The following is a 20,594-nucleotide window of genomic DNA, read 5'->3' as shown; positions in this document are numbered from 1 at the left end:
TTCAGTTCCCTTCTGGCGTGAGCCGGTCGGCGAGGAGCTGAGCCAGGTGGACGCCGCGCCTGGGGGACAGGTCGGCGATCTGGGTGCGGCAGGAGAAGCCGTCGGCGAGCACGGCCGTGTCCGGCGCGGCCTCCCGCAGCGCGGGCAGGAGCTGCTGCCCGGCGACCGCCACCGACACGTCGTAGTGGCCCTTCTCGACGCCGAAGTTGCCGGCCAGGCCGCAGCAGCCGCCGAGCCTGCGCACCTCGGCGCCGGCCGCGCGCAGCAGCCGCAGGTCCGGCTCCCAGGTCATGACGGCGTGGTGGTGGCAGTGCGGCTGGGCCACCACGCGCACGTCGTCGAGCGGCGGCGGGCGCCAGCCGGGGGTGGCGGCCAGCAGCTCGGCGAGGGTTCTGGTGGCGCGGGCGACGGGCGCGGCGGTGTCCTCGTCCAGCAGCTCCAGGGCGTCCGAGCGCAGGACGGCCGTGCAGGACGGCTCCAGGCCCACGATCGGCACGCCGTCACCGGCCTCCGCCGCGAGGTCGCGTACGGTCCGGCCGAGAATGCGCCTGGCCTGGTCGAGCTGGCCGGTGGAGATCCAGGTCAGCGCGCAGCAGCCGCGCCGCGCGGTGACGCGGGGCGCGTAGCCGGCCGCCTCCAGCACGGCGACGGCGGCCCGGCCGACCTCGGGCGCGAAGTGGTCGGTGAAGGTGTCCACGAACAGCAGCACCGGCGCGCCCTCCGCCGGAGGCCGGCGCGCGAACCAGGAGCGGAACGTGCGCGGCGCGAACGCGGGCAGCGTGCGCCGCGCGTCCACCCCGGCCAGCGCGAGCGCCGGGCGGCGCAGCGCGGGCACGCGCAGGGCGGCGTTGGCCACGCGCGGCATCCGGGACGCCAGTCCCGCCCACAGCGGCAGCCGCCCCAGCGAGTAGTGGGAGGCCGGGCGCAGCCGCCCCCGGTAGCTCTGGTGCAGCACCTCCGCCTTGTAAGCCGCCATGTCCACGCCGGTCGGGCAGTCGGAGGCGCAGCCCTTGCAGGCCAGGCACAGGTCCAGGGCCTCGTGAACCTCGGGCGAACGCCAGCCGCCCGAGACGTCCCCGCCGTTGAGCATTTCCTGGAGGGCCCGCGCCCGGCCCCGGGTGGAGTCCTTCTCCTCCTTGGTCGCCAGATAGGAGGGGCACATGACGCCGCCGGTCCCGGTGTTGTCGGCCCGGCACTTGCCCACGCCCGTGCAGCGGTGCACGGCCTGGGTGAAGTCGCCGCCGTCGTGCCGGTAGGCCAGGGCGAGCCGGCCGGGGGCCGGGCGGGCCGCGGGGACGCGCAGGTCGGCGTCGAACGGGCGGGGCCGGACCAGCACGCCGGGATTGAGCGTGCCGGCCGGATCGAAGACGCCCTTCACCTGCTCGAACAGGCCGATCGCGGCGGGGGAGTACATGAGCGGCAGCAGCTCGCTCCTGGCGCGGCCGTCGCCGTGCTCGCCGGACAGCGAGCCGCCGTAGCCGGCGACGAGCGTGGCGGCGGCGACCAGGAACTCGCGCAGCACCCGAGCCCCGCCGGGCCGTTCCAGCGGCAGGTCGATCCTGATGTGCAGGCAGCCGTCGCCGAAGTGCCCGTACGGCAGGCCGGTCAGCCCGTGACCGGCCATCAGCTCCTCGAAGTCGCGCAGGTAGCGGCCGAGCATCGCGGGCGGCACCGCGGCGTCCTCCCAGCCCGCGTGCGCCGGCCGCCCGGCCGGGCTGCGGCCGGACAGGCCCGCGCCGTCCTCCCTGATCCGCCAGAGCGCCGCGGCCTTGGCCGGGTCGGTGACGACGAGCGCGTCCGGGTGCCCCGCGGCCAGGCGGGCGGCCCGCTCGCGCACCTCGGCCTCGTCGTCGCCGGCGATCTCGGTGAACAGCCAGGCGGCGCCGCCCGGCAGCGGCGGCACCGCGCCGGGGCCGCGGCGGGCGCGGACCACGTCCACGATGCGGGCGTCGAGGCCCTCGCACGCGGTGGGCAGGAAGGCGAGCAGGCCGGGCGCGGCGTCCCCGGCCTCGGCGATGTCGGCGTAGCCGAGCACGACCAGCACGCGGTGCGCGGGGTCGGCGACCAGCCGCACCGTCGCCTCGGTGAGCACGGCGAGCGTGCCCTCGCTGCCGACCAGCAGCCGGGTCACGTCGAAGCCGTTCTCGGGGAGCAGGTGCTCCAGCGCGTAGCCGGACACCTGGCGGCCGAACCTGCCGAACTCGGTGCGGATCGTCGCCAGGTTCGCCGCCACGAGGTCGCGCAGCGCGGCCGGCCCGGCCTGCGCGGGCAGGTCCAGAAGCGTGCCGTCGCCGGCCACGGCCTGGAGTCCCGTCACGTTGTCGGAGGTGCGGCCGTAGCCGAGCGCGCGCGAGCCGCAGGCGTTGTTGCCGATCATCCCGCCGATCGTGCAGCGGGTGTGGCTGGACGGGTCGGGGCCGAAGCGCAGCCCGTGCGGGGCCGCCGCCCGCTGGAGCGCGGCCTGGACCACGCCGGGCTGGACCACCGCCGTGCGGGCCTCGGGGTCGAGATCGAGCACCCGGTCCATGTGCCGGCTGAAGTCGAGCACCAGGCCGGGGCCGACGGCGTTGCCGGCGATCGAGGTGCCCGCGCCGCGCGCGGTCAGCGGGATCTCGTGCCGGGCGCACAGCTCCACGGCGGCCTGGACGTCCTCGGCGGTCCTCGGCCGGGCGACCAGCAGCGGCGGCACCCGGTAGAGGGAGGCGTCGGAGGAGTGGATCGCGCGGGTGGTGCCGTCGGTCAGCACGTCGGCGACGCCGCGCCGGCGCAGGTCGCTCGCGAGAGCCGCCGCTTGATCCATACGTAGCATGTTACATGCGACTTGGGTACGATGCCAGCCATCACGACCCAGAGAAGGGACGGCACGATGGTGGACGCGACCGCGCTGCGGGCGGCCTTCGCCCGGCGCCTGTCGGCCATGTACGGCACCGAGGTCCCCGCCTACACCACGCTCGTCGAGGTCTCCCAGGAGGTGAACCGCGAGGTCCTGGCCCGCATGGGCGCGGACGCCGAACGGCTCGGCTCGATCGGCCGGGTCACCGCCGAGCGGCACGGCGCGATCCGCGTCGGCACCCCCGCCGAGCTGGCCCAGGTCGCGCGGATCTTCGGCGCGATGGGGATGTACCCGGTCGGCTTCTACGACCTGCGGGAGGCGGCCAGCAGCTCGGTGCCGGTCGTCTCGACGGCGTTCCGGCCCGTGGACGCCGGCGAGCTGGCCGCGAACCCGTTCCGCGTCTTCACCTCCATGCTGGTCACCGGCGACCGGCGGTTCTTCGGCGAGGATCTGCGGCGGAGGCTGGAGGCGTTCCTGGAGGCGCGGCGGCTGTTCCCGCCCCGGCTGCTGGAGCTGGCCGACCGCGCCGAGGCCGAGGGCGGCCTGGACGACGCGGCGGCCGAGGAGTTCCTGACGCTCGCCACGCGCTCGTTCGAGCTGTCGCGCGAGCCGGTCTCGCGCGGCTGGTACGCCGAGCTGGAGCGGGTCTCGGCCGTGGCCGCCGACATCGGCGGCGTCCCGAGCACGCACGTCAACCACCTGACCCCGCGCGTGCTCGACATCGACGCCCTCTACGCCCGCATGTCCGCGCGCGGCATCACCATGATCGACGCCATCCAGGGCCCGCCCCGCTGGTCCGGCCCCGACCTGCTGCTGCGCCAGACCTCCTTCCGCGCGCTCGCCGAGCCCCGCCTGTTCCGCGAGGACGACGGCCGGATCGCCGAGGACGACCTGCGGGTGCGCTTCGGCGAGGTCGAGGCGCGCGGGATCGCGGTGACCCCGGCCGGGCGGGCGCTCTACGACGAGCTGGCCGCCGCGCTGGACGACGCCCTCGCCGGGCGGCGCGTGGACGCGGAGGAGCGCAACGCGGTGGCCGCCGGGCTGTGGGAGACGCGGGTGCCGCGCACGGAGGCGGAGCTGGCCGCGCGGGACCTGGCGTACTTCACCTTCCACGCCGCGCCGGAGCGGCCCTCGGGGCCGCCCCCGGCCGGGCTCGCCGAGCTGCTGGCGGGCGGCTGGGTGAGCGCCCGGCCCATCGTGTACGAGGACTTCCTGCCGCGTTCGGCCGCCGGGATCTTCCAGTCGAACCTCACCTCCGACGGCGCCAAGGACGTCACGGCGGCCGGCGCCGACTTCGGCCCCGACGAGCTCGCCGGGGTGCTCGGGCGGACCCTGCACGACCCGTACGAGCTGTACGCCGCGATCCGCGCCGAGTCGCTGGCCCGCGTGCGGGAGGAGCTGGGCCTGCCCGGCGAGGTCGGCTAGAGGTCGTCGACGACGGCGGCCCAGAGCGCGGCCACGTCCACCGGCTCGCCCTGGGCGCGGGCCGCCTGCGCGGCGAGGATGAGCCCGGTGTTGGTCAGGTGGGCGCGCATCGCCCGCACCGCGCCCCCGGCGTCGCCCGCGGCCACCGCCGCCACGATCGGCTCGTGCTCCTCGTGGACCTGACGCAGCGTGCGCGAGGCGTCGTCGGTGGAGGTGCCGAGGATGCGCATGGTGTCGCGCAGGCCGCCGACGATCGCGCGGGCCCGCCCGTTGCCCGCGGCGACCAGCACGCGGTCGTGCAGCGCCTGGTCGAGGTGGAAGAACAGCTCCTCGTCGCCGGCCTCGACCGCCTCCGCCATCCGCTCCATCGTCTCCCGCAGCGCCGCGCCCAGCCCGGCGGGCCCGGCCCCGGCCGCGCGCCGCACGGCGGGCAGCTCCAGCGCGAGCCGGACCCCGAAGATCTCGACGATCTCGCGCGGGTGCGGCAGCACGACCCGGAACCCGCGGTTGCGCTCGACCTGCACCAGCCCGGCCTCCACCAGGCGCAGCATGGCCTCGCGGACCGGGCTGCGGGAGACGTTGAGCTGCTCGGCGATCTGGTAGACGGAGTAGAGCCGGCCGGGGACCATCGCGCCGGTGTGCACCGCCCGGCGCACCTCGGAGATCACCTGCTCGGCCAGTGACCGGCCCGCCTGCGGCAGCGGCTGCAGCTTCAGCTCGGCGTGTTCGCGGGTGGGCGGCATGGAGGCATGGTACCCGTACGGGTGCGCCATACGTTCTTCACCAATTCTTGCCCGGTACGGGATATTCAAGTCCGGTGTGGCGGTCGGGTGGGATTCGTGCCTCCTGCGAGCATCGTGCAGCAGGCATTTCCGAAAGGAACAGCACATGTTCGCGCCCATTCACCTTCGCCGCGGAATGCGGAAGGCCGCCGCGTGCGGCACGCTCTCGATCGTCCTCGCCGCCACGCTGGCTCCGGCATGGGCGGACAACCGGACGGACAACCCGACGGACAGCCGGACGGGCGACGACGACGACGTCGACAACACCGTCGCCGAGGCCGCCGACGAGACCGCCGAGGACACCGTCGACAACCGCCGCCGTCACCGCAACCGCGTCAAGGACACCGACCACCCCGTGTGCACGCCGCGGATCTTCTTCAAGCGCGGGCACGTCTCACCGCGCAACTTCTTCGTCCCGCGCACCCGCTTCACCGACGGCCCCGGCGGCTCGATGACGGTGTCGGTGACGAGGGAGCACGAGGTGCTCGCGTTCCTGGAGACGGAGAAGGAGTGGGTCAGGACCAGCAACCCCATCGAGCCCGGCGAGGTGATCCGCGCGCTGCGCAAGAACGGCATCCCGCACCTGGAGGAGCGGCACATGGTGTTCACGGGGCACGAGTACTCGCGCGACATCAAAGAGGGAATGTACGGCAACATGTGGTACCGGGTGTTCGGCTACCGCATCGGCTGGTCGGCGTGGTCGGTCCTTTCCACGTGCCGGCATGTGGAGATCGCCTCGGGCATCGCCAACGTGCCGGCCCGCTTCGAGGGCTGGAAGTACTGGGAGTCCAAGCACCCCTCCTACAAGGGGAGGAGACTCCCCTGGAAGTGACCCTGGCGAGTCAGCGGCGGCGACGGCGGCGACGTCGGCCCTGGTCGGCGCCGCCGTCAGGCCAGGGCGGGCCGGGCAGGCTTGGCAGCGCCAAGCATGCCCGTATCGCCGTGAGACGGCGTAGTTCGATCATGGCGCAACTCCCCTCCGGATATCCAAACCGTAGACGTACCCGCCGCAAACGTGAGGATTCTCTTGTCTGAGTAATTTTCACTGGTAAATAGGTTCATCCCGTCCCATGCTGTAGCGGCACGGACTCCAGTCCATTTGGCTAGGGAATGGGAGTTACCTATGCCGCCGGTGATCGTGGGGCTCGAGGGCCCTCAGTCCGGAAGACGGTTCCCGCTCGGCGATCGGCCGCTGACGTTCGGCCGCAGGGGCGACAGCGGCGTGGTGATCGCCGGCGGCCGGGCCTCGCGCTCGCACGCCGAGGTGCGCCACGAGGAGGGCCGCTACGTCCTGCGCGACCTGGGCAGCCGCAACGGCACCCTGGTCAACGGCGCCCGCGTGGCCACGCACGTGCTGCGCCCCGGCGACCTGATCACCGTCGGCGACGAGGTCTTCTGCTTCGAGCTCGCGGGCGAGGACGCCGACACCATCATGGACCCCGGGACGGTGCGGAGCGTCGTACGGGCGGTGGACCCCGGGCAGGTCCTGCGCGTCACGATCAGCGGCGGCGGCCCCGTCGGGCTCAGCCTCGCCCTGCTCCTCGACCAGCTCATGGGCGAGCGGGTGGCGATCACCGTGTACGACGGCCGCTGGAAGAGCGACGGCGCCCGCGTCGTGTGGAAGGGCAGGGCGGAGGGCAACGTCCGGCGGCAGCAGGTCGTGACCGTCCAGAGCCGCCAGTACCTCAACCTGCCGGAACGGGCGCAAGCCCGGCTGTTCGCGCCCGGCGCGTACACCGAGATGTGGCCCACCGGCCCCGACTCCATCCGCGGCCAGGGCCCGCGCAACCTGCGCATCGCCTACATCGAGGACACGCTGCTGGAGCTGGCGAACGAGCGACCCGACCGGATCCGGCTGGTCCCCGCGCGGTTCTCGCCCGACGAGCACCGCGAGGCCACCGCCCGCGACCACGTGCTCGCCATCTGCGAGGGCGGGCGCTCGCGCACCCGCGCCCACTTCGCCGCCAAGTTCGGCAACGCCGACACCTCGATCTACTCGCTCGACGGCCACCACCTGCAGGACGTCGTCCTCGGGCTGCGCGTCAGATCCGAGCTGCCGGACCCGATGACCGTGCTGCTCACCGTCGCACAGAACCGCTTCCTGCTGAACGCCCTGCGCGGCGAGGGCTTCCTCAACATGCGGCTGACCGACGAGGAGGCCAAGGAGGTCATCGGCATCGACCCGGTCCGGCACGTGTTCGAGCAGTGCGTCGCCGCCAGCCCGTGCCTGATGGACCGGACCGAGCACGGCGAGTTCCATTGCTCCACGCACGGCACGCTGTTCCTGCCCGCGCTGGTCAGAGGCTCGCGGCTGTGGACGCGGGTGCTGGAGGGGCTGCGCTTCTTCGGCGTCGCCGAGGAGAACCTGAGCGCGGTCACCGCGTTCCGGCTCGACATGGTCCAGCGGCCGCGCTTCACCGCCCAGCTCCACCCGCCGACCGCCGGGACGCCCGGCACGTACGGGTTCCTGCTCGGCGACGCCGCCAACGCCATCCACTTCTGGCCGGGGCGCGGGCTCAACAGCGGGCTGGCCTCGGCCATCTCGCTGGCGCGTACGCTCAGCCAGAGCTGGCGCGGCCGGCCGTTCCGCGACGCCGACTTCATCCGGCACGAGGCGGCCATGTCGATGCTGCAGTACCGGCACAAGAGCCGCGCGTGGCAGGCGATGGTGGCCACGGACGGCCACGGCGTCACCCGGGCGATCAAGGACCTGATCGCCGACGGCCTCACGCCTCCTGAGCCGGGCACTGAGGCCGGTTCGAGGGAGGCCGATCTGGACGCCTTCATGGACCGGCTCAGGCAGATCCGCGACCGGCTGGCCTCCCGCATCCCCGGCCTGCCCGACGACGCCACGCTCCGGGCCCACCTGCGCGACCTCAGCCCCGAGGCGCTGCGCGCGTTCCTCGCCAGCGGGGCGTGGGACACGCTGGTCATGGGCGGCGAGGAGGTGGACATCGACATCTTCTACCGGCAGGACCCGCCGGACGTGCTGGTGTCCGCCCCGCCGCAGCCGCCCGACGACCGCCGCCAGGCCACCCGCGTGATCCGCCGGGGGCCGAGCGGCCAGATGGTCTGACCCCGCGAGGTCAGGGGATGCGGCGGAGGGCCCACTCGACGCCGGGGCAGCGGTCCATCACCACGTCGAGCCCGGCCTCGCGGGCCCGCCGCCCGGCGGCCTCGTCGACGACGCCGAGCGGCAGCCACACCGCCCCCGCCCCGATCGCGACGGCCTCGTCCACGAACCGCCCGGCGTGCCCGGCCCGCCGGTAGACCGCGACGACGTCCACTTTCTCCGGCACCTCGGCGAGCGTGGCGTACCCCGGCTCGCCGAGCACCGTCCCGGCGGCCGGGTGGACGGGGATGATCCGCTTGCCGCGCGTCTGGAGCAGGCCCGCCTGGTCGTACGCCGTGCGGTCGGGGTTGTCCGACAGCCCGACGAAGGCCCACGTCCGCGTCTCGGTGAGGAGCCGGCGGATGACGTTCTCGTCCGCGAAAGCATTGCCCATGTCCGGGCAACACGACCACCCCGCGGGGAATTTCCGCCTCAGCGCTTCATGAACGCCAGCAAGGCGGCCGCCAGCTCCTCGGGGGCGTCCTCGGCCATGTGGTGGCCGCTGTCGATCGGATGACCGGTCACGTCGTCGGCCCAGGTGCGCCAGATGGCCAGCGGGTCCCCGTACAGGTCCTCCATGTCGTCCCTCGACGACCAGAGGAACAGCGTCGGGCAGGCGACGCGGCGGCCCGCCGCCCGGTCGGCGTCGTCGGCGGCCCGGTCCACCGTGAGCCCGGCCCGGTAGTCCTCGCACATGGCGTGGACCGTGGCCGGGTCGTGGATGGCGCGGCGGAAGTCCAGGTACGCCTCCGGCCCCATCTGCTCCTCCGTGGTCCGGTACCAGGCGTCGGGGTCGGCGCTGATGAGGTGCTCGGCCGGCTTGTCGGTCTGGCCGAGGAAGAACCAGTGCCACCAGGCCGCGGCGAAGCGCGCGTCGGCGCGGGCCAGCGCCTCGCCGATGGGGATCGCGTCCATCACGACCAGGCGGGTGACCTCGCCGGGATGGTCGACGGCCAGGCGGTGGGCGACGTACGCGCCCCGGTCGTGCCCCGCCACGGCGAAGCGGTCGTGGCCGAGCGCCCGCATGAGGGCGGCCATGTCCCGCGCCATCGCGCGCTTGCCGTAGGGGGCGTGGTCGGGGGTGGTGGGCGGCTTGCCGGAACGGCCGTAGCCGCGCAGGTCCGGGCAGATCACGTAGTGGTGAGGGGAGAGGAGAGGGGCGACGCGGTGCCAGGTGGCGTGCGTGCGCGGGTGGCCGTGCAGGAGCAGCAGCGGGGTGCCGGAGCCGCCGTGCCGGACGTACAGCTCCGTCTCGCCCACGTCGATCACGTCGGTCGCGAAGTCGTCGAACATCCGCGGCCACTACCCAGCGGAGCGGCTACCCGATCATCGCGGCCCCGGCGCGGAACGGGCGCCCTCCACCGCGTACGTGACGAGCGTGGTCAGCACCTCCTTGACCGAATCGCGCCGCCGCACGTCGCACAGCACGATCGGGGTCGTCTCGTTCAGCCCGAGCGCCCGCCGGACCTTGGCGGGGTCGTACCTGCGGGCCCCGTCGAAGCAGTTCACCCCCACGACGAACGGGATGCCGCGCTGCTCGAAGTAGTCCACGGCCGGGAAGCACTCCTGGAGGCGGCGGGTGTCGGCCAGCACCACGGCGCCGAGCGCGCCGAGCGCCAGCTCGTCCCACATGAACCAGAAGCGGTCCTGCCCCGGCGTCCCGAACAGGTACAGCCACAACCCGTCGCGGATCGTGATGCGGCCGAAGTCGAGCGCCACGGTGGTGGTGGTCTTGGACTCCACGCCCGACAGGTCGTCCACCCCGACGCCCCGCTCGCTCAGCAGCTCCTCGGTGTGCAGAGGACGGATCTCGCTGATGGTGCCGACCATGGTCGTCTTGCCGACGCCGAAGCCACCCGCGATGAGGATCTTGATGGCCAAGGCCGAGGCGACGGCCGTCGACCCCGGCTCAGAGGCTGCGTAGCCCATGCAGCACTTCCCTGTAGATGCGTTCGTCGATCGTCTGCGCCACCGGGCGCGGCCGTTCGATGGTGACCAGGCCCTCGCGCCGCAGGTCGCCCAGGATCACCCGGGTGATGTTGAGCGGCAGCCTGAGATGCGCCGCGACGTCGGCCACCGGCGTGGGCCGGCGGCACAGCGACAGCACGGCGCGGTGCTCGGGGATCAGGTCCGCGAACTCGTGCGAGCCGGCGACCGTCGCGACGATGGCCACCAGGTCGAACGTCTCCCCCTGCGGGCGCGCCCGGCCCCCGGTCAGCCCATACAGCCGGATCAGGGGGCCGGGATCCTCTCCTGTCACGGTCTCGCGCCGTTCCAGGCGGGTGCCGGTGCCGCTCCCCTCGGCTGCGCGGAGAGGTGCTCGCCGACCCTCTTGACCATCAGCGCCATCTCGTACGTGACCATGCCGAGCTCGGCGTCGGCCGCCGCGAGCACCGCCAGCCGGGCTCCCTGGCCCGCGGCGGTGACGAACAGGAAGCCCCCTTCCATCTCGATGATCGTCTGCCGTACGCCGCCCAGGCCGAAATGCCGGCCCGCGCCCATGGCGAGGCTGTGGCTGCCGGCGGAGATGGCGGACAGGTGCTCGGAGTCCTCACGGGTCAGGTCACGGGAGCCGCCCATGGCGAGCCCGTCGGCGGACAGCACGATGGCGTGCCGGATGCCGGGGACGCGCTGGGTGAGGTCGTCGAGGAGCCAGCTCAGTTCACTTCTGGGGTCGGGCATCGGGATGGTCGTCCTTTCGGTTCCACACGTCTTGTCCTTGCGGCTCGTCGGCCAGGCGGCGTCCTTGCTGCCAGCCTTGCTGCATGGACGACATGAGCTGTGCGAGCTCCTCCGGCGAGCGTACGGAGACGCCACGCGCCTGGGTCCGTCGCGCGGTGCGGAGCTGAGGGGCGAGGCTGGCCTGCGGGACCCGCATGGGCAGCCCGTCCAGGTCCTCGTCGGCCTCCTGGGGCGGAACGGTCACGCTCCAGCCCGGAGGCGGGCCCGGCGGGACGGCGGGAGCGGGCCGCGCGGGCGGCGGCACGGGCGGCGGCGCGGCGGGAGCGCCGTTGCCGTTGCGCGCCGGGGGAGCGGCCTCGAACCAGGTGCCGCGCTCGGGCCGCGCTGGCTCCTCCGCCACCGGGTCCGGCACGCGCTCGGCCGCCTTCTCCTCCGGTTCGTCGCCGGGCAGGTCGCTGAGGTCGTCGGGGAGGCGGACCGGGTGGCCGTTGAGCACCTTGGCGTCGAGGGGCGGGTCGAGGGGCGAGCGGGGCTCGGGCGCGCGGTGCCGCGGCTCGCCGGGCGCGGAGTCGAGCGCCCGCATGGGCCGGCCCGCGACCACCCGCTCGGCCGGCCGCGCCGGGCTCTCCATGCCGGCCAGCAGGCCGATGGGCAGCAGCACGATCGCGGTCGTCCCGTCGTACGGCGAGCGCCGCAGGGAGATCTTGATGCCGTGCCGGGCCGCGAGGCGGGACACCACGAACAGCCCGAGCCGGTCGCTGTCGGCCAGGTCGAACTCCGGCGGCTCGGTGAGCCGCGCGTTCAGCTCGTCCAGCGTGGTCTGGTTCAGCCCGAGGCCGCGGTCCTCCACCTCCAGGGCGAAGCCGTTGGCCGCGGTCATGCCGCGCACCTGCACGGAGGTGTCCGGCGGGGAGAAGACGGTGGCGTTCTCGACCAGCTCGGCCACGAGGTGGATGACGTCGGTGACCGCCGCCCCGACCAGCATCGGGGCCTGCGGCATCGGCGCGACGGTGACCCGGGTGTAGTCCTCGACCTCCAGGACCGCGGCCCGTACGACGTCGAACAGCGGCACCGGGTCGCGCCAGCGGCGCGCGGGCGCGGAGTCGGACAGGATGATGAGGTTCTCGGCGTGCCGCCGCATGCGGGTGGTGAGGTGGTCGAGCTTGAACAGGTCCTCCAGCACCTCCGGCTCGTCCACCCGGCGCTCCATCGTGTCGAGCAGCGCGAGCTGGCGGTGCAGCAGCGCCTGGTTGCGCCGCGCCAGGTTGAGGAACACCTGGCCGACGCCCTTGCGCAGCGTCGCCTGCCCGACCGCGGCCTCGACCGCGGTGCGGCGCACCGCCGCGAAGGCGTCCACGACGCGGTCCACCTCGGCGGTGTCGGCCGGGTCGAGGGGAGGGGCCTCGGTGGCGGGGTCCACGTCGTCGCCGCGGCGCAGCCGTTCCACCAGGCGGGGCAGCCGCTCCTCGGCCAGCTCCACGGCCGAGCCCTGGAGCCTGCGCAGCTCGGAGATGAGCGAGCGGCCGAACCGGTACGACAGCGCGAGCGACAGCAGCATCGCGGCGAGCCCCGCGAGCAGGACCAGGCCGATCCGCCAGTAGGCGCCGCTCTTCTGCGCCTCGGCCTCCTCGGCGGCGCGGGCCAGCTCGCTCTGGGTGCCCCGGTTGATGAGGCCGAGCAGCGCCTCGGCGTCGCCCTTCCACTGGGCGGCCTCGACCGGCGGCGCCCCGCCGGTGTCGAAGGTGAACAGCTCGTCCTCGGTCTCGATCAGCCGCCGGTACTGCGGGCTGCCGACGAGCGCGTCGTAGTTGGCCTTCAGCTCGGGGCCGGCGTCGCGCTCGGCGTTGGCGAAGACCAGCCGCCGGGCGGTGAACGCGGCCACGAACGCGGCCCGGTCGGTGGGCGACATCCGGCGGTGGACGATGGTGGTGGTGAGCACCGCGTGCTCGCGGCCCAGATACTCGGCGGTGGCCGCGTACGCCGCCATGCCGCGCACCGAGCGGAAGGAGGAGACGTCGCTCAGCGCGTCGCGGTCGTTGAACTGCCGGTTGGCGACGGCGATGACGTTGTTGTACGCGTCGATGATGGCCAGCGGCGGGGCCAGGACGCCGCCGTCGGCGGAGGCGCGCAGCGACTGCAGCCCGTCGAGGGCCTGTACGAGCGCGCGCACCTGGGCGGGGGTCTCCTCGCCGCCCTCGGTGACGTCCACGGTGCCGATGACCTCGCGCAGCCGTTCGACCTTGGCGTCGGTGTTGCGGCGCTGGTCGACGAGGGGCGCGTACGAGCCGGTGCTGCGCGGCGCCTCGGCCGAGAGCTGCCGCTCGCGCTGGAGCTCGACGATGAGCTGCAGCACCGGAGAGCCGATGGCCTCCCAGCGGTCCTGCGTCTGCGAGACGTCCACGATCTCCTGGACGCTGGAGTAGGCGATGAAGCCCCACAGTGCCACCATCGACACCAGCGGGAGTAAGAGGATCCGGAGCAGCTTGGCACGGATCGGAGGGGGCGAACTCATACGATCATGTCCAATTCCGCCGAGCAGCCGCGAAGCCGGTATCGCCCCCCGAGGATGCCCGTCACGACTGATTACTCCTTACAGGTCCGTCCACTATGCCGATGGGGCAGATGTACTTCAAGGTACGGATGCGAAGAAACAGGCTTATAGCGGGTTGACTCTTTGTCAACACACCGATCGTGAACGTAACGGTTAGCATGTCACCTAATGTGACGAATCTTGGTCCATTTTCCGAACATTGTTCCGGAGTGACCGGTGGGGTCAGGCGGCCTCGGCGGCGGCCAGCAGGGACGAGAGCTTGTGCAGGCCGCGTGAGGTGCGAGCCTTGACGGTGCCCAGGGGCACGCGGAGGCGTTCGGCGATCTCCTGCTGGGTCAGTCCGCCGTAGTAGGCGAGCTCGATGACCTGGCGCTGGGCGTGGGAGAGCTCGGCCAGGGCGCGGCGGACGCGGTCGCGGTCGGCGAGGCCGTCGTCCGCCGGGCGCTGCGCGGGCACGGCCGCCTCGGTCGCGGCGTCCAGGGGGACCGTGGACGGGCGGCGGGCGCGCAGGTGGTCCACGGCGCGGCGGCGGGCGATCACGTAGAGCCAGGCGGCCTGGCTCCTGGACGGGTCGTAGCGCTCGCGGGAGCGCCAGGCGTCGGCGAACACCACCTGGAGCAGGTCGTCCACGTCCTGCGGGGAGATGAAGCGCCGCAGGTAGGAGCGGAGGGCGGGCGCGTGCGCGCGGTAGCTGTCGCTCAGGGTCTCCTCGTCGTCGCGCCCTGAGCGCTGCTGATGGCTGGTGGTCGGAGTCATCCCCATGGTCCGTCCCGCTCCCCTGGAAAAACCTATTCAAAACCTATTCATAACGGGAGGAGCGGGACGGCACAACGTCATCGGGGGAAAGACACGCTCAAGGCAGGGTCCGCCGGAGTTGGGACAGCGCCTCGCGGAAGGTATCTACCCTGATCACGCCCTCGGGAAGAGCCTCACGCCAGCCCCGGCCGCCGACGATCAGCCACGCCGCCGGGCGCAGCCGCGGCAGCGCGGCCAGGGGAGCGGTCGCGCCCGTGAGCTCCTGCTGCGACCACACGAACACCGCCGCCGGATGCAGCCGGCGCATCGCGTGCGCCAGCGCGGCGTAGGGGGTGCGGGCCCCGAGGACACGGGTCTCCACGCCCTCCTCGGCCAGGGCGGCGGCCAGGGCGTGCACGGGGAGGGTGTGCTGCTCGTCCTCGGCGCAGGCGAGCAGCACGGGGCGGCGGCCCGCCGGGGCGGCCTGCCGGAGCGCGTGCCGGTGCAGGGCGGCGAGGACGCGGTCGGAGAGCAGGTGCTCGACGTCGATGCCCGCGCCCGAGTCGTCCTGGCGGCGGCAGACGGCGTCGAGGGCGGGCAGCACCAGCCGCTCCCACGTCGGCCGGACCCCGTGCGCCGCCAGCGAGGACTCCAGCAGGTGGGTGACGGCGTGACTGTCCAGCACGAACGCGGCCCGTACGAGCGAGGTCACCCCGGCTCGGCCGGGCCCGGCTCCCGCGGGTCCGGCTCCCGTGGGTCCGGCCTCCGTCGGGCGAGTGGCGGAGGTGCGCTGGGAGGCCAGGGGCGTCGGCGGCTCGCCGGTGAGGGTGAGGGCGTGGCGGGCGGCCTCGGCGGGCGGCAGGCCCTCGGCGATCAGGCGCTTCATCTCCCGCAGCCGGTGCAGGTCGGCGGCGCTGTAGCGGCGGTGGCCGCCCGCGCTGCGGCGGCTCGGGCCGAGCCCGTACCGCAGGTTCCAGGTGCGCAGCGTGGGCGCGGGCACGCCGAGCAGCCGCGAGACGGCCCCGATGCCGTACCCGGCCTCTTCCTCACTCACCGAACGTTCCTCACTCACCGACGCCCCGCTGGTCCGGACCCTTTTCCGGCACACCCGTGACCATCCTTTCGCGATCCGCCGACCGCCGGATGCAACCGGCGGGGGATGCCTTCGCGAAGACATATGTACCGACAAGGAGACAGGACGCATGACAATCGTGACCTCGCACACCGTCACCCCGGCCGGCGGCGCAGGGAACGGCCGGGTGCGCCACCTGGTCGACCAGCGGCTCGGCGAACTGCTCGACCAGGAGCTCGCCCGGCTGGGCTTCCTCGGTGAGGAGGGCGTCGGCCTGGTCCGCCGCCACCTCGCCGCGTTCGCGCGGGACGGCGGCAAGCGGCTGCGGCCGGCGTTCGTGTACTGGGGGCACCGCGCGGCCGGCGGCACGGCGGCGGACCTCGGCGCGGTGCTGAACGCCGCCTGCGCCGTCGAGCTGGTGCACGTCGCGGCGCTGCTCCTGGACGACGTCATGGACGAGGCCCCCGGCCGCCGGGGCCGCCCGGCGGCGCACGTCGCGCTGGCCGCCGAGCACCGCCGCGCGGGCCTGCGCGGCGACCCGGCCCGCTACGGCGAGTCGCAGACCACGCTGCTCGCCCTGCTGGCCCTGGCCTGGGCCGACGCCGCGCTGCTCGGGTCAGGGCCGCACCTCGCCGACGCGCTCGGCGTCCTCACGCGGCTGCGCGTGGAGGTCACGGCCGGGCAGCAGCTCGACCTCGCCGGCACCGCCGCCGGAGCGGACACCGGCCGGACCCGTACGATCGCGCTCTACAAGTCGGCCAAGTACACCATCGAGCGCCCCCTCCACCTCGGGCACGCGGTGGCGGGCGGCGAGCCGGCGGCCAGGCGGGCGCTCAGCGCGTACGCGCTGCCGCTGGGGGAGGCGTTCCAGCTCCGCGACGACGTCCTCGGCGTCTTCGGCGACCCGGGCCGCACCGGCAAGCCCGCCGCCGACCTGCGCCAGGGCAAGCCCAACCACCTCGTCGCCGCCGCCAGGGAACGCACCGGGCCGCGCGGCGCCGCCCTCCTCGACGCCGTCCTCCTCGACACGGTCGCCACCGAGGAGGACGTCGTCGTGGCCCGCGAGCTGATCGTCTCCTGCGGCGCGCTGGACGCGGCGGAGCGGCGCATCGCCGCCCTGGCCGCGCAGGCCGTAGGTGCCCTCGACGCGCTGCCCGGCCTGCCCGGCGACGCCCGCGCGGCGCTCACCGAGCTGACCGTGCTCGCCACCGACAGGAGCCGCTGATGCCCCGGCGCGGACCCACCGTGGTGATCGGCGCCGGCCTCGCCGGTCTCGCCGCCGCCGTACGGCTGGCCGCGGCCGGACGGGAGGTCACCGTCGTCGAGGCCAGGGACGAGCCGGGCGGCTGCTGCGGGAGCGCCAGGCTCGGCCCGTACCGGTTCGACACCGGCCCGTCCGTGCTGACCATGCCCGGCGTGCTCGCCGACACCTTCGGCGCGGCGGGGGAGGAGCTGCGCGACTGGCTGCCGCTGCGCCGGCTCGACCCGGCGTACCGCATGGCCTTCCACGACGGCTCCCACCTGGACCTCACCCCGGACGGCGCGGTCATGGCCGAGCGGGTGCGCGAGCTGTGCGGGCCCGCCGAGGCGGCCCGCTACCTGCGGTACCGGCGGCTGCTCGGCGAGCTGTTCGCGGCGGAGTGGCCCGCGTTCATCGACGCGGACATGACCAGGCTGGGCGCCCTCGCCCGCCCGCTCGCGCTGGCCAGGCTCGCCGCGCTCGGCGGCTTCCGCCGCCTGGACCGGCTCGCCGCCCGCCACCTCACCGACGAGCGGCTGATCAAGGCGCACACCTTCCAGTCCCTGTACGTCGGCCTGTCCCCGCAGCGCGCCCTCGGCATCTACGCCGTCATCGCGCACATGGACACGGTCGGCGGCGTCTACTTCCCCGAACGCGGCGGCATGCACGCCATCCCGTCCGCGCTGGCCGCCCTGCTGGAGAAGCTGGGCGCGCCCGTCCGGTACGCCGCCCCCGCCCGCGAGGTCCAGACCGACCGGGACGGTGTCACCGGCGTCCTGCTGGAGGACGGCGAACGCCTGCCCGCCGGGCACGTGGTCGTCGCCTGCGACCGGTACGCGGCCCGCCGCCTGCTGCCCGGCCGGGCCGCCGACTGGCGGATGCGCCGCCCCCGCTTCTCGCCGTCCTGTCTGGTCGTCCACGCCGGGCTGGAGCGCCCGCCGGCCGGGCAGGCGCACCACACGCTGCACTTCGGGCGGGCGTGGCGGGAGACGTTCGCGGCGCTGGAGTCGGGCCGGCCGCAGCCGGACCCGAGCCTGCTCGTCACCTGCCCCGCCACGGACGAGGACGCCGCGCCGCCGGGGCACGCCACGCTCAGCGTCCTGGAGCCCGCGCCCAACCTGGAGGCCGCCGACTGGGACCGGCTCCGTCCCCGCCTGGAGGAACGCCTGCTCGCCCGGCTGGCCGCGCTCGGCTACGGCGACCTGTCCGCGACGCCCAGGCTCGTCCTCGACCCGCCCGCGTGGGCCGCGCTCGGCCACACGGCGGGCACCCCGTTCGCGCTCGACCACCGCTTCACCCAGACGGCGTGGCTGCGCCCGTCCGGCGCCGCCCGGCGGGTTCCCGGACTGCACTTCGCCGGCATGCACACCGCGCCGGGCGTCGGGGTCCCCCCGGTGCTCATCTCCGGCCGGCTCGCCGCAGAACGCATCCTGACTTTGTAAAGGGCATCCGTTGACTCTCACCGCCAGCTACGAACGCTGCCGCCAGTTGCACGCCCGCTACGGCCGGTCCTACTACCTGGCCACGCTGCTGCTGCCCGCGTGGAAACGCCGGCACGTCCACGCGCTGTACGGTTTCGCCCGCTACGCCGACGAGATCGTCGACTCCTTCACCATGACCGCCGACCGGCGGGCGGCCCTCGACGCGCTCTGCGAGCGCACCGGCAGGGGGCTGGCCGGCGAGCCGGTCGCGGACCCGGTGCTGCCCGCGTTCCTGCACACCGTGCGCTCGTTCGGGATCGCGCGCGGTGACGTGGACGCCTTCCTCGCCGCGATGCGCGCCGACCTGTCGGTCACCTCGTACGCCACCTACGACGACCTGCTCGGCTACATGGAGGGGTCGGCGGCGGTCATCGGCACCATGATGCTGCCGGTGCTGGAGGCGCTGCCCGGCGAGGAGGCCGCGGCCAGGGAGCCGGCCCGGCAGCTCGGCCTGGCCTTCCAGCTCACGAACTTCCTGCGCGACGTGCGGGAGGACCACGCCCGCGGGCGCGTCTACCTGCCCGCCAAGGACCTCGCCGCGTACGGGGTCGAGCCCGCCGACCTGGGCCGGTCGCGGACCGGGCGGGCGGTGCGCGAGCTGCTGGCCTTCGAGGCGGGCCGGGCCCGCGAGCACTACCGGGCCGCGGCGAGGGGCATCGACCTGCTGGTGCCCTCGTCCCGGCCGTGCGTGCGGGCCGCCGTCGAGCTGTACGGGGGGATCCTGGTCGCGATCGAGCGCGGCGGCTTCGCGGTGCTGGAACGGCGGGTACGCGTGCCGCGCCACCGCAGGGCCGTCGCCTTCGCCCGCCACCTGCTGGCCTCCGCAGGGGCGGGCCGGCTCGAACGCCGCGTCCGCGTGGAACTGCCATGAACGGCGCGATCGAGGCGGGCGGGCGGGACGCTGGCGGGCCGGACGCGGGCGGGCCGGACGCGAGCGGGCCGGACGCGAGCCGGCCGGACGCGAGCCGGCCGGACGTGGGCAGACCGGACGTGGGCAGACCGGACGTGGGCAGACCGGACGCGGTGGCGCTGGACGCGGTGGGGCCGGACGTGGTGGTGCTGGACGCGATGGGGCCGGGCGCGGTGGTGCTGGACGCGATGGGTGGCGACCACGGGCCCGCCGAGATCGTGGCGGGGGCGGTGGCGGCCCGGCGCGAGCACGGGGTGCCGGTCGTCCTCGTCGGCCGCGAGCCGGACCTCGCTCGCGAGCTGGCCGTCCACGACGCCGCCGGCGAGATCCCGGTCGTGCACGCCCCCGACGTCGTGCCCATGACGGAGCGGGGCGCGGGCGGCGCCGCGCTGACCGCCTCCAGCCTGGCCGTGGGCTGCGGCCTGCTCGGCGGGGGCGGGGCCGCCGCGTTCGTGTCGGCCGGCTCGACCGGCGCGGTGGTCGCCCAGGCCGTACGGCGGGTCGGCAGGGCCGAGGGCGTCCTGCGCCCCGCGCTCGCCGTCGCGCTGCCGACGCTGCCCGGCGGCGCGAGCGTGCTCGTGGACGCCGGCGCCACCGCCGACCCGACGCCGGAGATGATGGCCCAGTTCGCGCTGCTCGGCGCCGGGTACGCCCGCGCCGTGCTGGGCGTGCCCGACCCGGTGGCGGGGCTGCTGTCGATCGGCTCGGAGCCGGGCAAGGGCAACCGGCTGGCCCGGCGGGCCGAGGAGCTGCTGCGCGGCCTGCCGATGCGCTTCCACGGCAACATCGAGGGCCACGACGTGCTGTCCGGCGCGGTGGACGTCATCGTCACCGACGGTTTCACCGGCAACGTCGTGCTCAAGAGCGTCGAGGGGTGCGTACGGACCGCGCTCGCCATGGTCGCACGGGCCGGCCTCGCCGAGCCGGACGCGCTCGCGCGGGTGGCCCGGCGCTACGACCCGCAGACGCACGGCGGGGCGGCGCTGCTGGGGCTGCGCGGCACTGTGATCGTCGCGCACGGCTCCTCGACCGCCGCCACGATCGCCCGCGCCTGCGTGGTCGCCCACTCCCTGTCCGCTCTGGAACCGGCGTGACGCCCCGCCCCGGGTCAGGCCAGGGGGTCGGCGCCGTTCCAGGTGCCTTCGCTCCCGTACGGGATGAACCGGGCGAACAGCTCCTCGCTGTACCAGTCGTGCGCGCGCACCCGCGCCACCACCCGCAGGTGCTCGTCGTCCCCGTAGGCGAAGCGGCGCACCGCCGCCGCGTCCCGCCACAGGGAGAACGTCGCCTGCCGGGCCAGCGGCCACTCGCCGACCCCGATCGAGGCCAGGCAGCCGTCCTGCCGGGCCAGCAGCCGGTCCACGGGCGGCACCGACCGGTAGAAGGCCGCCAGCCGCCGCGCCCTGATCGAGGCCCGCGTGAGCACGGCGACCGGTCCCTGCCGGGCGCCATGTTCGGCGGGCCGCGGGAAGGGGTCGCGGCCGCCCCAGGTGCCGCGCGAGGCCAGCGGCGCGAGGCGGACCTGCCACCGCTCCACCGCCTCCGCCCGCCACCGCGCCGCGATGGGCGAATCGCGCAGGAACGCCTCCAGGTCGGCCTCCTCGCGCCAGACCGCGAACAGCGCCCACCGGCGCAGGTCCGCGCCCAGCGACATCGCCCGGCCGCGCCCGGTCCCGAGCAGCCGCCAGAACGTGAGCCCGCCGGTGCGCCGCAGCAGCGGGCGGTCGAAGGCCATGTGACGCATGGCGTCCGCGGAGTCATATCGGATGAG

The 20,594-nt window shown here is 74.6% G+C and carries 18 protein-coding genes; 7 read left to right on the top strand and 11 right to left on the bottom strand.

All coding sequences use genetic code 11. The features are described from left to right. Nucleotide 1 precedes the first annotated feature (1 nt). Nucleotides 2–2,800: an FAD-binding and (Fe-S)-binding domain-containing protein gene (locus tag AC27IY_RS10115; protein ID WP_487177756.1), complete on the bottom strand. Its 2,799-nt coding sequence runs from the start codon at nucleotides 2,798–2,800 to the stop codon at nucleotides 2–4. Nucleotides 2,801–2,866: 66 nt separating this feature from the next. On the opposite strand from AC27IY_RS10115, the gene hglS reads away from it, so the two are divergent. Next, nucleotides 2,867–4,258, top strand: coding sequence for a 2-oxoadipate dioxygenase/decarboxylase (gene hglS / locus AC27IY_RS10110; RefSeq protein ID WP_423472943.1), 1,392 nt, complete (start codon nucleotides 2,867–2,869; stop codon nucleotides 4,256–4,258). On the opposite strand, the gene AC27IY_RS10105 is transcribed toward hglS, so the two are convergent. Continuing rightward, complete coding sequence (locus tag AC27IY_RS10105; RefSeq protein ID WP_344204386.1) at nucleotides 4,255–5,001, bottom strand: GntR family transcriptional regulator; 747 nt, start codon at nucleotides 4,999–5,001, stop codon at nucleotides 4,255–4,257. The genes hglS and AC27IY_RS10105 overlap by 4 nt on opposite strands. A 175-nt stretch (nucleotides 5,002–5,176) precedes the next feature. Between AC27IY_RS10105 and AC27IY_RS10100 the strand changes: the two genes are divergently transcribed. Then, nucleotides 5,177–5,872 carry a hypothetical protein gene (locus AC27IY_RS10100; RefSeq protein ID WP_487177755.1) on the top strand — a complete coding sequence of 232 codons (696 nt, stop codon included), beginning with the start codon at nucleotides 5,177–5,179 and terminating at the stop codon, nucleotides 5,870–5,872. Nucleotides 5,873–6,163: 291 nt separating this feature from the next. Next, nucleotides 6,164–8,116 carry an FHA domain-containing protein gene (locus AC27IY_RS10095; protein ID WP_487177754.1) on the top strand — a complete coding sequence of 651 codons (1,953 nt, stop codon included), beginning with the start codon at nucleotides 6,164–6,166 and terminating at the stop codon, nucleotides 8,114–8,116. Between the two features lie 10 nt (nucleotides 8,117–8,126). Here the strand turns inward: AC27IY_RS10095 and AC27IY_RS10090 are convergent, their stop codons facing one another. From AC27IY_RS10090 to AC27IY_RS10055, 8 genes are all read right to left on the bottom strand, one after another. Then, nucleotides 8,127–8,546: a CoA-binding protein gene (locus tag AC27IY_RS10090; protein ID WP_423444944.1), complete on the bottom strand. Its 420-nt coding sequence runs from the start codon at nucleotides 8,544–8,546 to the stop codon at nucleotides 8,127–8,129. Between the two features lie 38 nt (nucleotides 8,547–8,584). Further along, a complete protein-coding gene (locus AC27IY_RS10085; protein ID WP_423444943.1) occupies nucleotides 8,585–9,445 on the bottom strand; it encodes an alpha/beta fold hydrolase in 861 nt (286 codons plus the stop codon). Between the two features lie 33 nt (nucleotides 9,446–9,478). Further along, entirely contained in the window at nucleotides 9,479–10,081 is a 603-nt protein-coding gene (locus AC27IY_RS10080) for a GTP-binding protein (protein ID WP_344204376.1), read from the bottom strand. Continuing rightward, nucleotides 10,062–10,412: a DUF742 domain-containing protein gene (locus AC27IY_RS10075; RefSeq protein WP_344204374.1), complete on the bottom strand. Its 351-nt coding sequence runs from the start codon at nucleotides 10,410–10,412 to the stop codon at nucleotides 10,062–10,064. Before AC27IY_RS10075 ends, AC27IY_RS10080 begins: the two co-directional genes overlap by 20 nt. After that, nucleotides 10,409–10,834 carry a roadblock/LC7 domain-containing protein gene (locus tag AC27IY_RS10070; RefSeq protein ID WP_344204372.1) on the bottom strand — a complete coding sequence of 142 codons (426 nt, stop codon included), beginning with the start codon at nucleotides 10,832–10,834 and terminating at the stop codon, nucleotides 10,409–10,411. Before AC27IY_RS10070 ends, AC27IY_RS10075 begins: the two co-directional genes overlap by 4 nt. Further along, nucleotides 10,815–13,283, bottom strand: coding sequence for a sensor histidine kinase (locus tag AC27IY_RS10065; protein ID WP_487177769.1), 2,469 nt, complete (start codon nucleotides 13,281–13,283; stop codon nucleotides 10,815–10,817). The genes AC27IY_RS10070 and AC27IY_RS10065 overlap by 20 nt, the downstream gene beginning before the upstream one ends. 324 nt (nucleotides 13,284–13,607) lie before the next feature. Continuing rightward, nucleotides 13,608–14,147, bottom strand: coding sequence for an RNA polymerase sigma factor (locus AC27IY_RS10060; protein WP_449943891.1), 540 nt, complete (start codon nucleotides 14,145–14,147; stop codon nucleotides 13,608–13,610). A 91-nt stretch (nucleotides 14,148–14,238) separates the two neighbouring features. Continuing rightward, a complete protein-coding gene (locus AC27IY_RS10055) occupies nucleotides 14,239–15,174 on the bottom strand; it encodes a MerR family transcriptional regulator (protein WP_487177753.1) in 936 nt (311 codons plus the stop codon). Nucleotides 15,175–15,322: 148 nt separating this feature from the next. Between AC27IY_RS10055 and AC27IY_RS10050 the strand changes: the two genes are divergently transcribed. Genes AC27IY_RS10050 through plsX form a run of 4 tightly spaced genes read left to right on the top strand, consistent with a single transcriptional unit; the run spans nucleotide 15,323 to nucleotide 19,917 of the window. Continuing rightward, on the top strand, nucleotides 15,323–16,417 hold the full coding sequence (locus tag AC27IY_RS10050) for a polyprenyl synthetase family protein (RefSeq protein WP_487177752.1): 1,095 nt from the start codon (nucleotides 15,323–15,325) through the stop codon (nucleotides 16,415–16,417). After that, nucleotides 16,417–17,874: a phytoene desaturase family protein gene (locus AC27IY_RS10045; RefSeq protein ID WP_423472933.1), complete on the top strand. Its 1,458-nt coding sequence runs from the start codon at nucleotides 16,417–16,419 to the stop codon at nucleotides 17,872–17,874. The genes AC27IY_RS10050 and AC27IY_RS10045 overlap by 1 nt, the downstream gene beginning before the upstream one ends. 10 nt (nucleotides 17,875–17,884) lie before the next feature. Beyond that, on the top strand, nucleotides 17,885–18,784 hold the full coding sequence (locus tag AC27IY_RS10040) for a phytoene/squalene synthase family protein (protein WP_487177751.1): 900 nt from the start codon (nucleotides 17,885–17,887) through the stop codon (nucleotides 18,782–18,784). Further along, a complete protein-coding gene (gene plsX / locus AC27IY_RS10035) occupies nucleotides 18,781–19,917 on the top strand; it encodes a phosphate acyltransferase PlsX (protein ID WP_487177750.1) in 1,137 nt (378 codons plus the stop codon). Before AC27IY_RS10040 ends, plsX begins: the two co-directional genes overlap by 4 nt. Before the next feature lie 14 nt (nucleotides 19,918–19,931). Here the strand turns inward: plsX and AC27IY_RS10030 are convergent, their stop codons facing one another. Further along, nucleotides 19,932–20,558, bottom strand: coding sequence for a spheroidene monooxygenase (locus AC27IY_RS10030; RefSeq protein WP_487177749.1), 627 nt, complete (start codon nucleotides 20,556–20,558; stop codon nucleotides 19,932–19,934). Between the last annotated feature and the right edge of the window lie 36 nt (nucleotides 20,559–20,594).

It is taken from the genome of Nonomuraea sp. B208, assembly GCF_057536035.1.
This window is presented reverse-complemented; position numbering and strand designations above follow the sequence as displayed.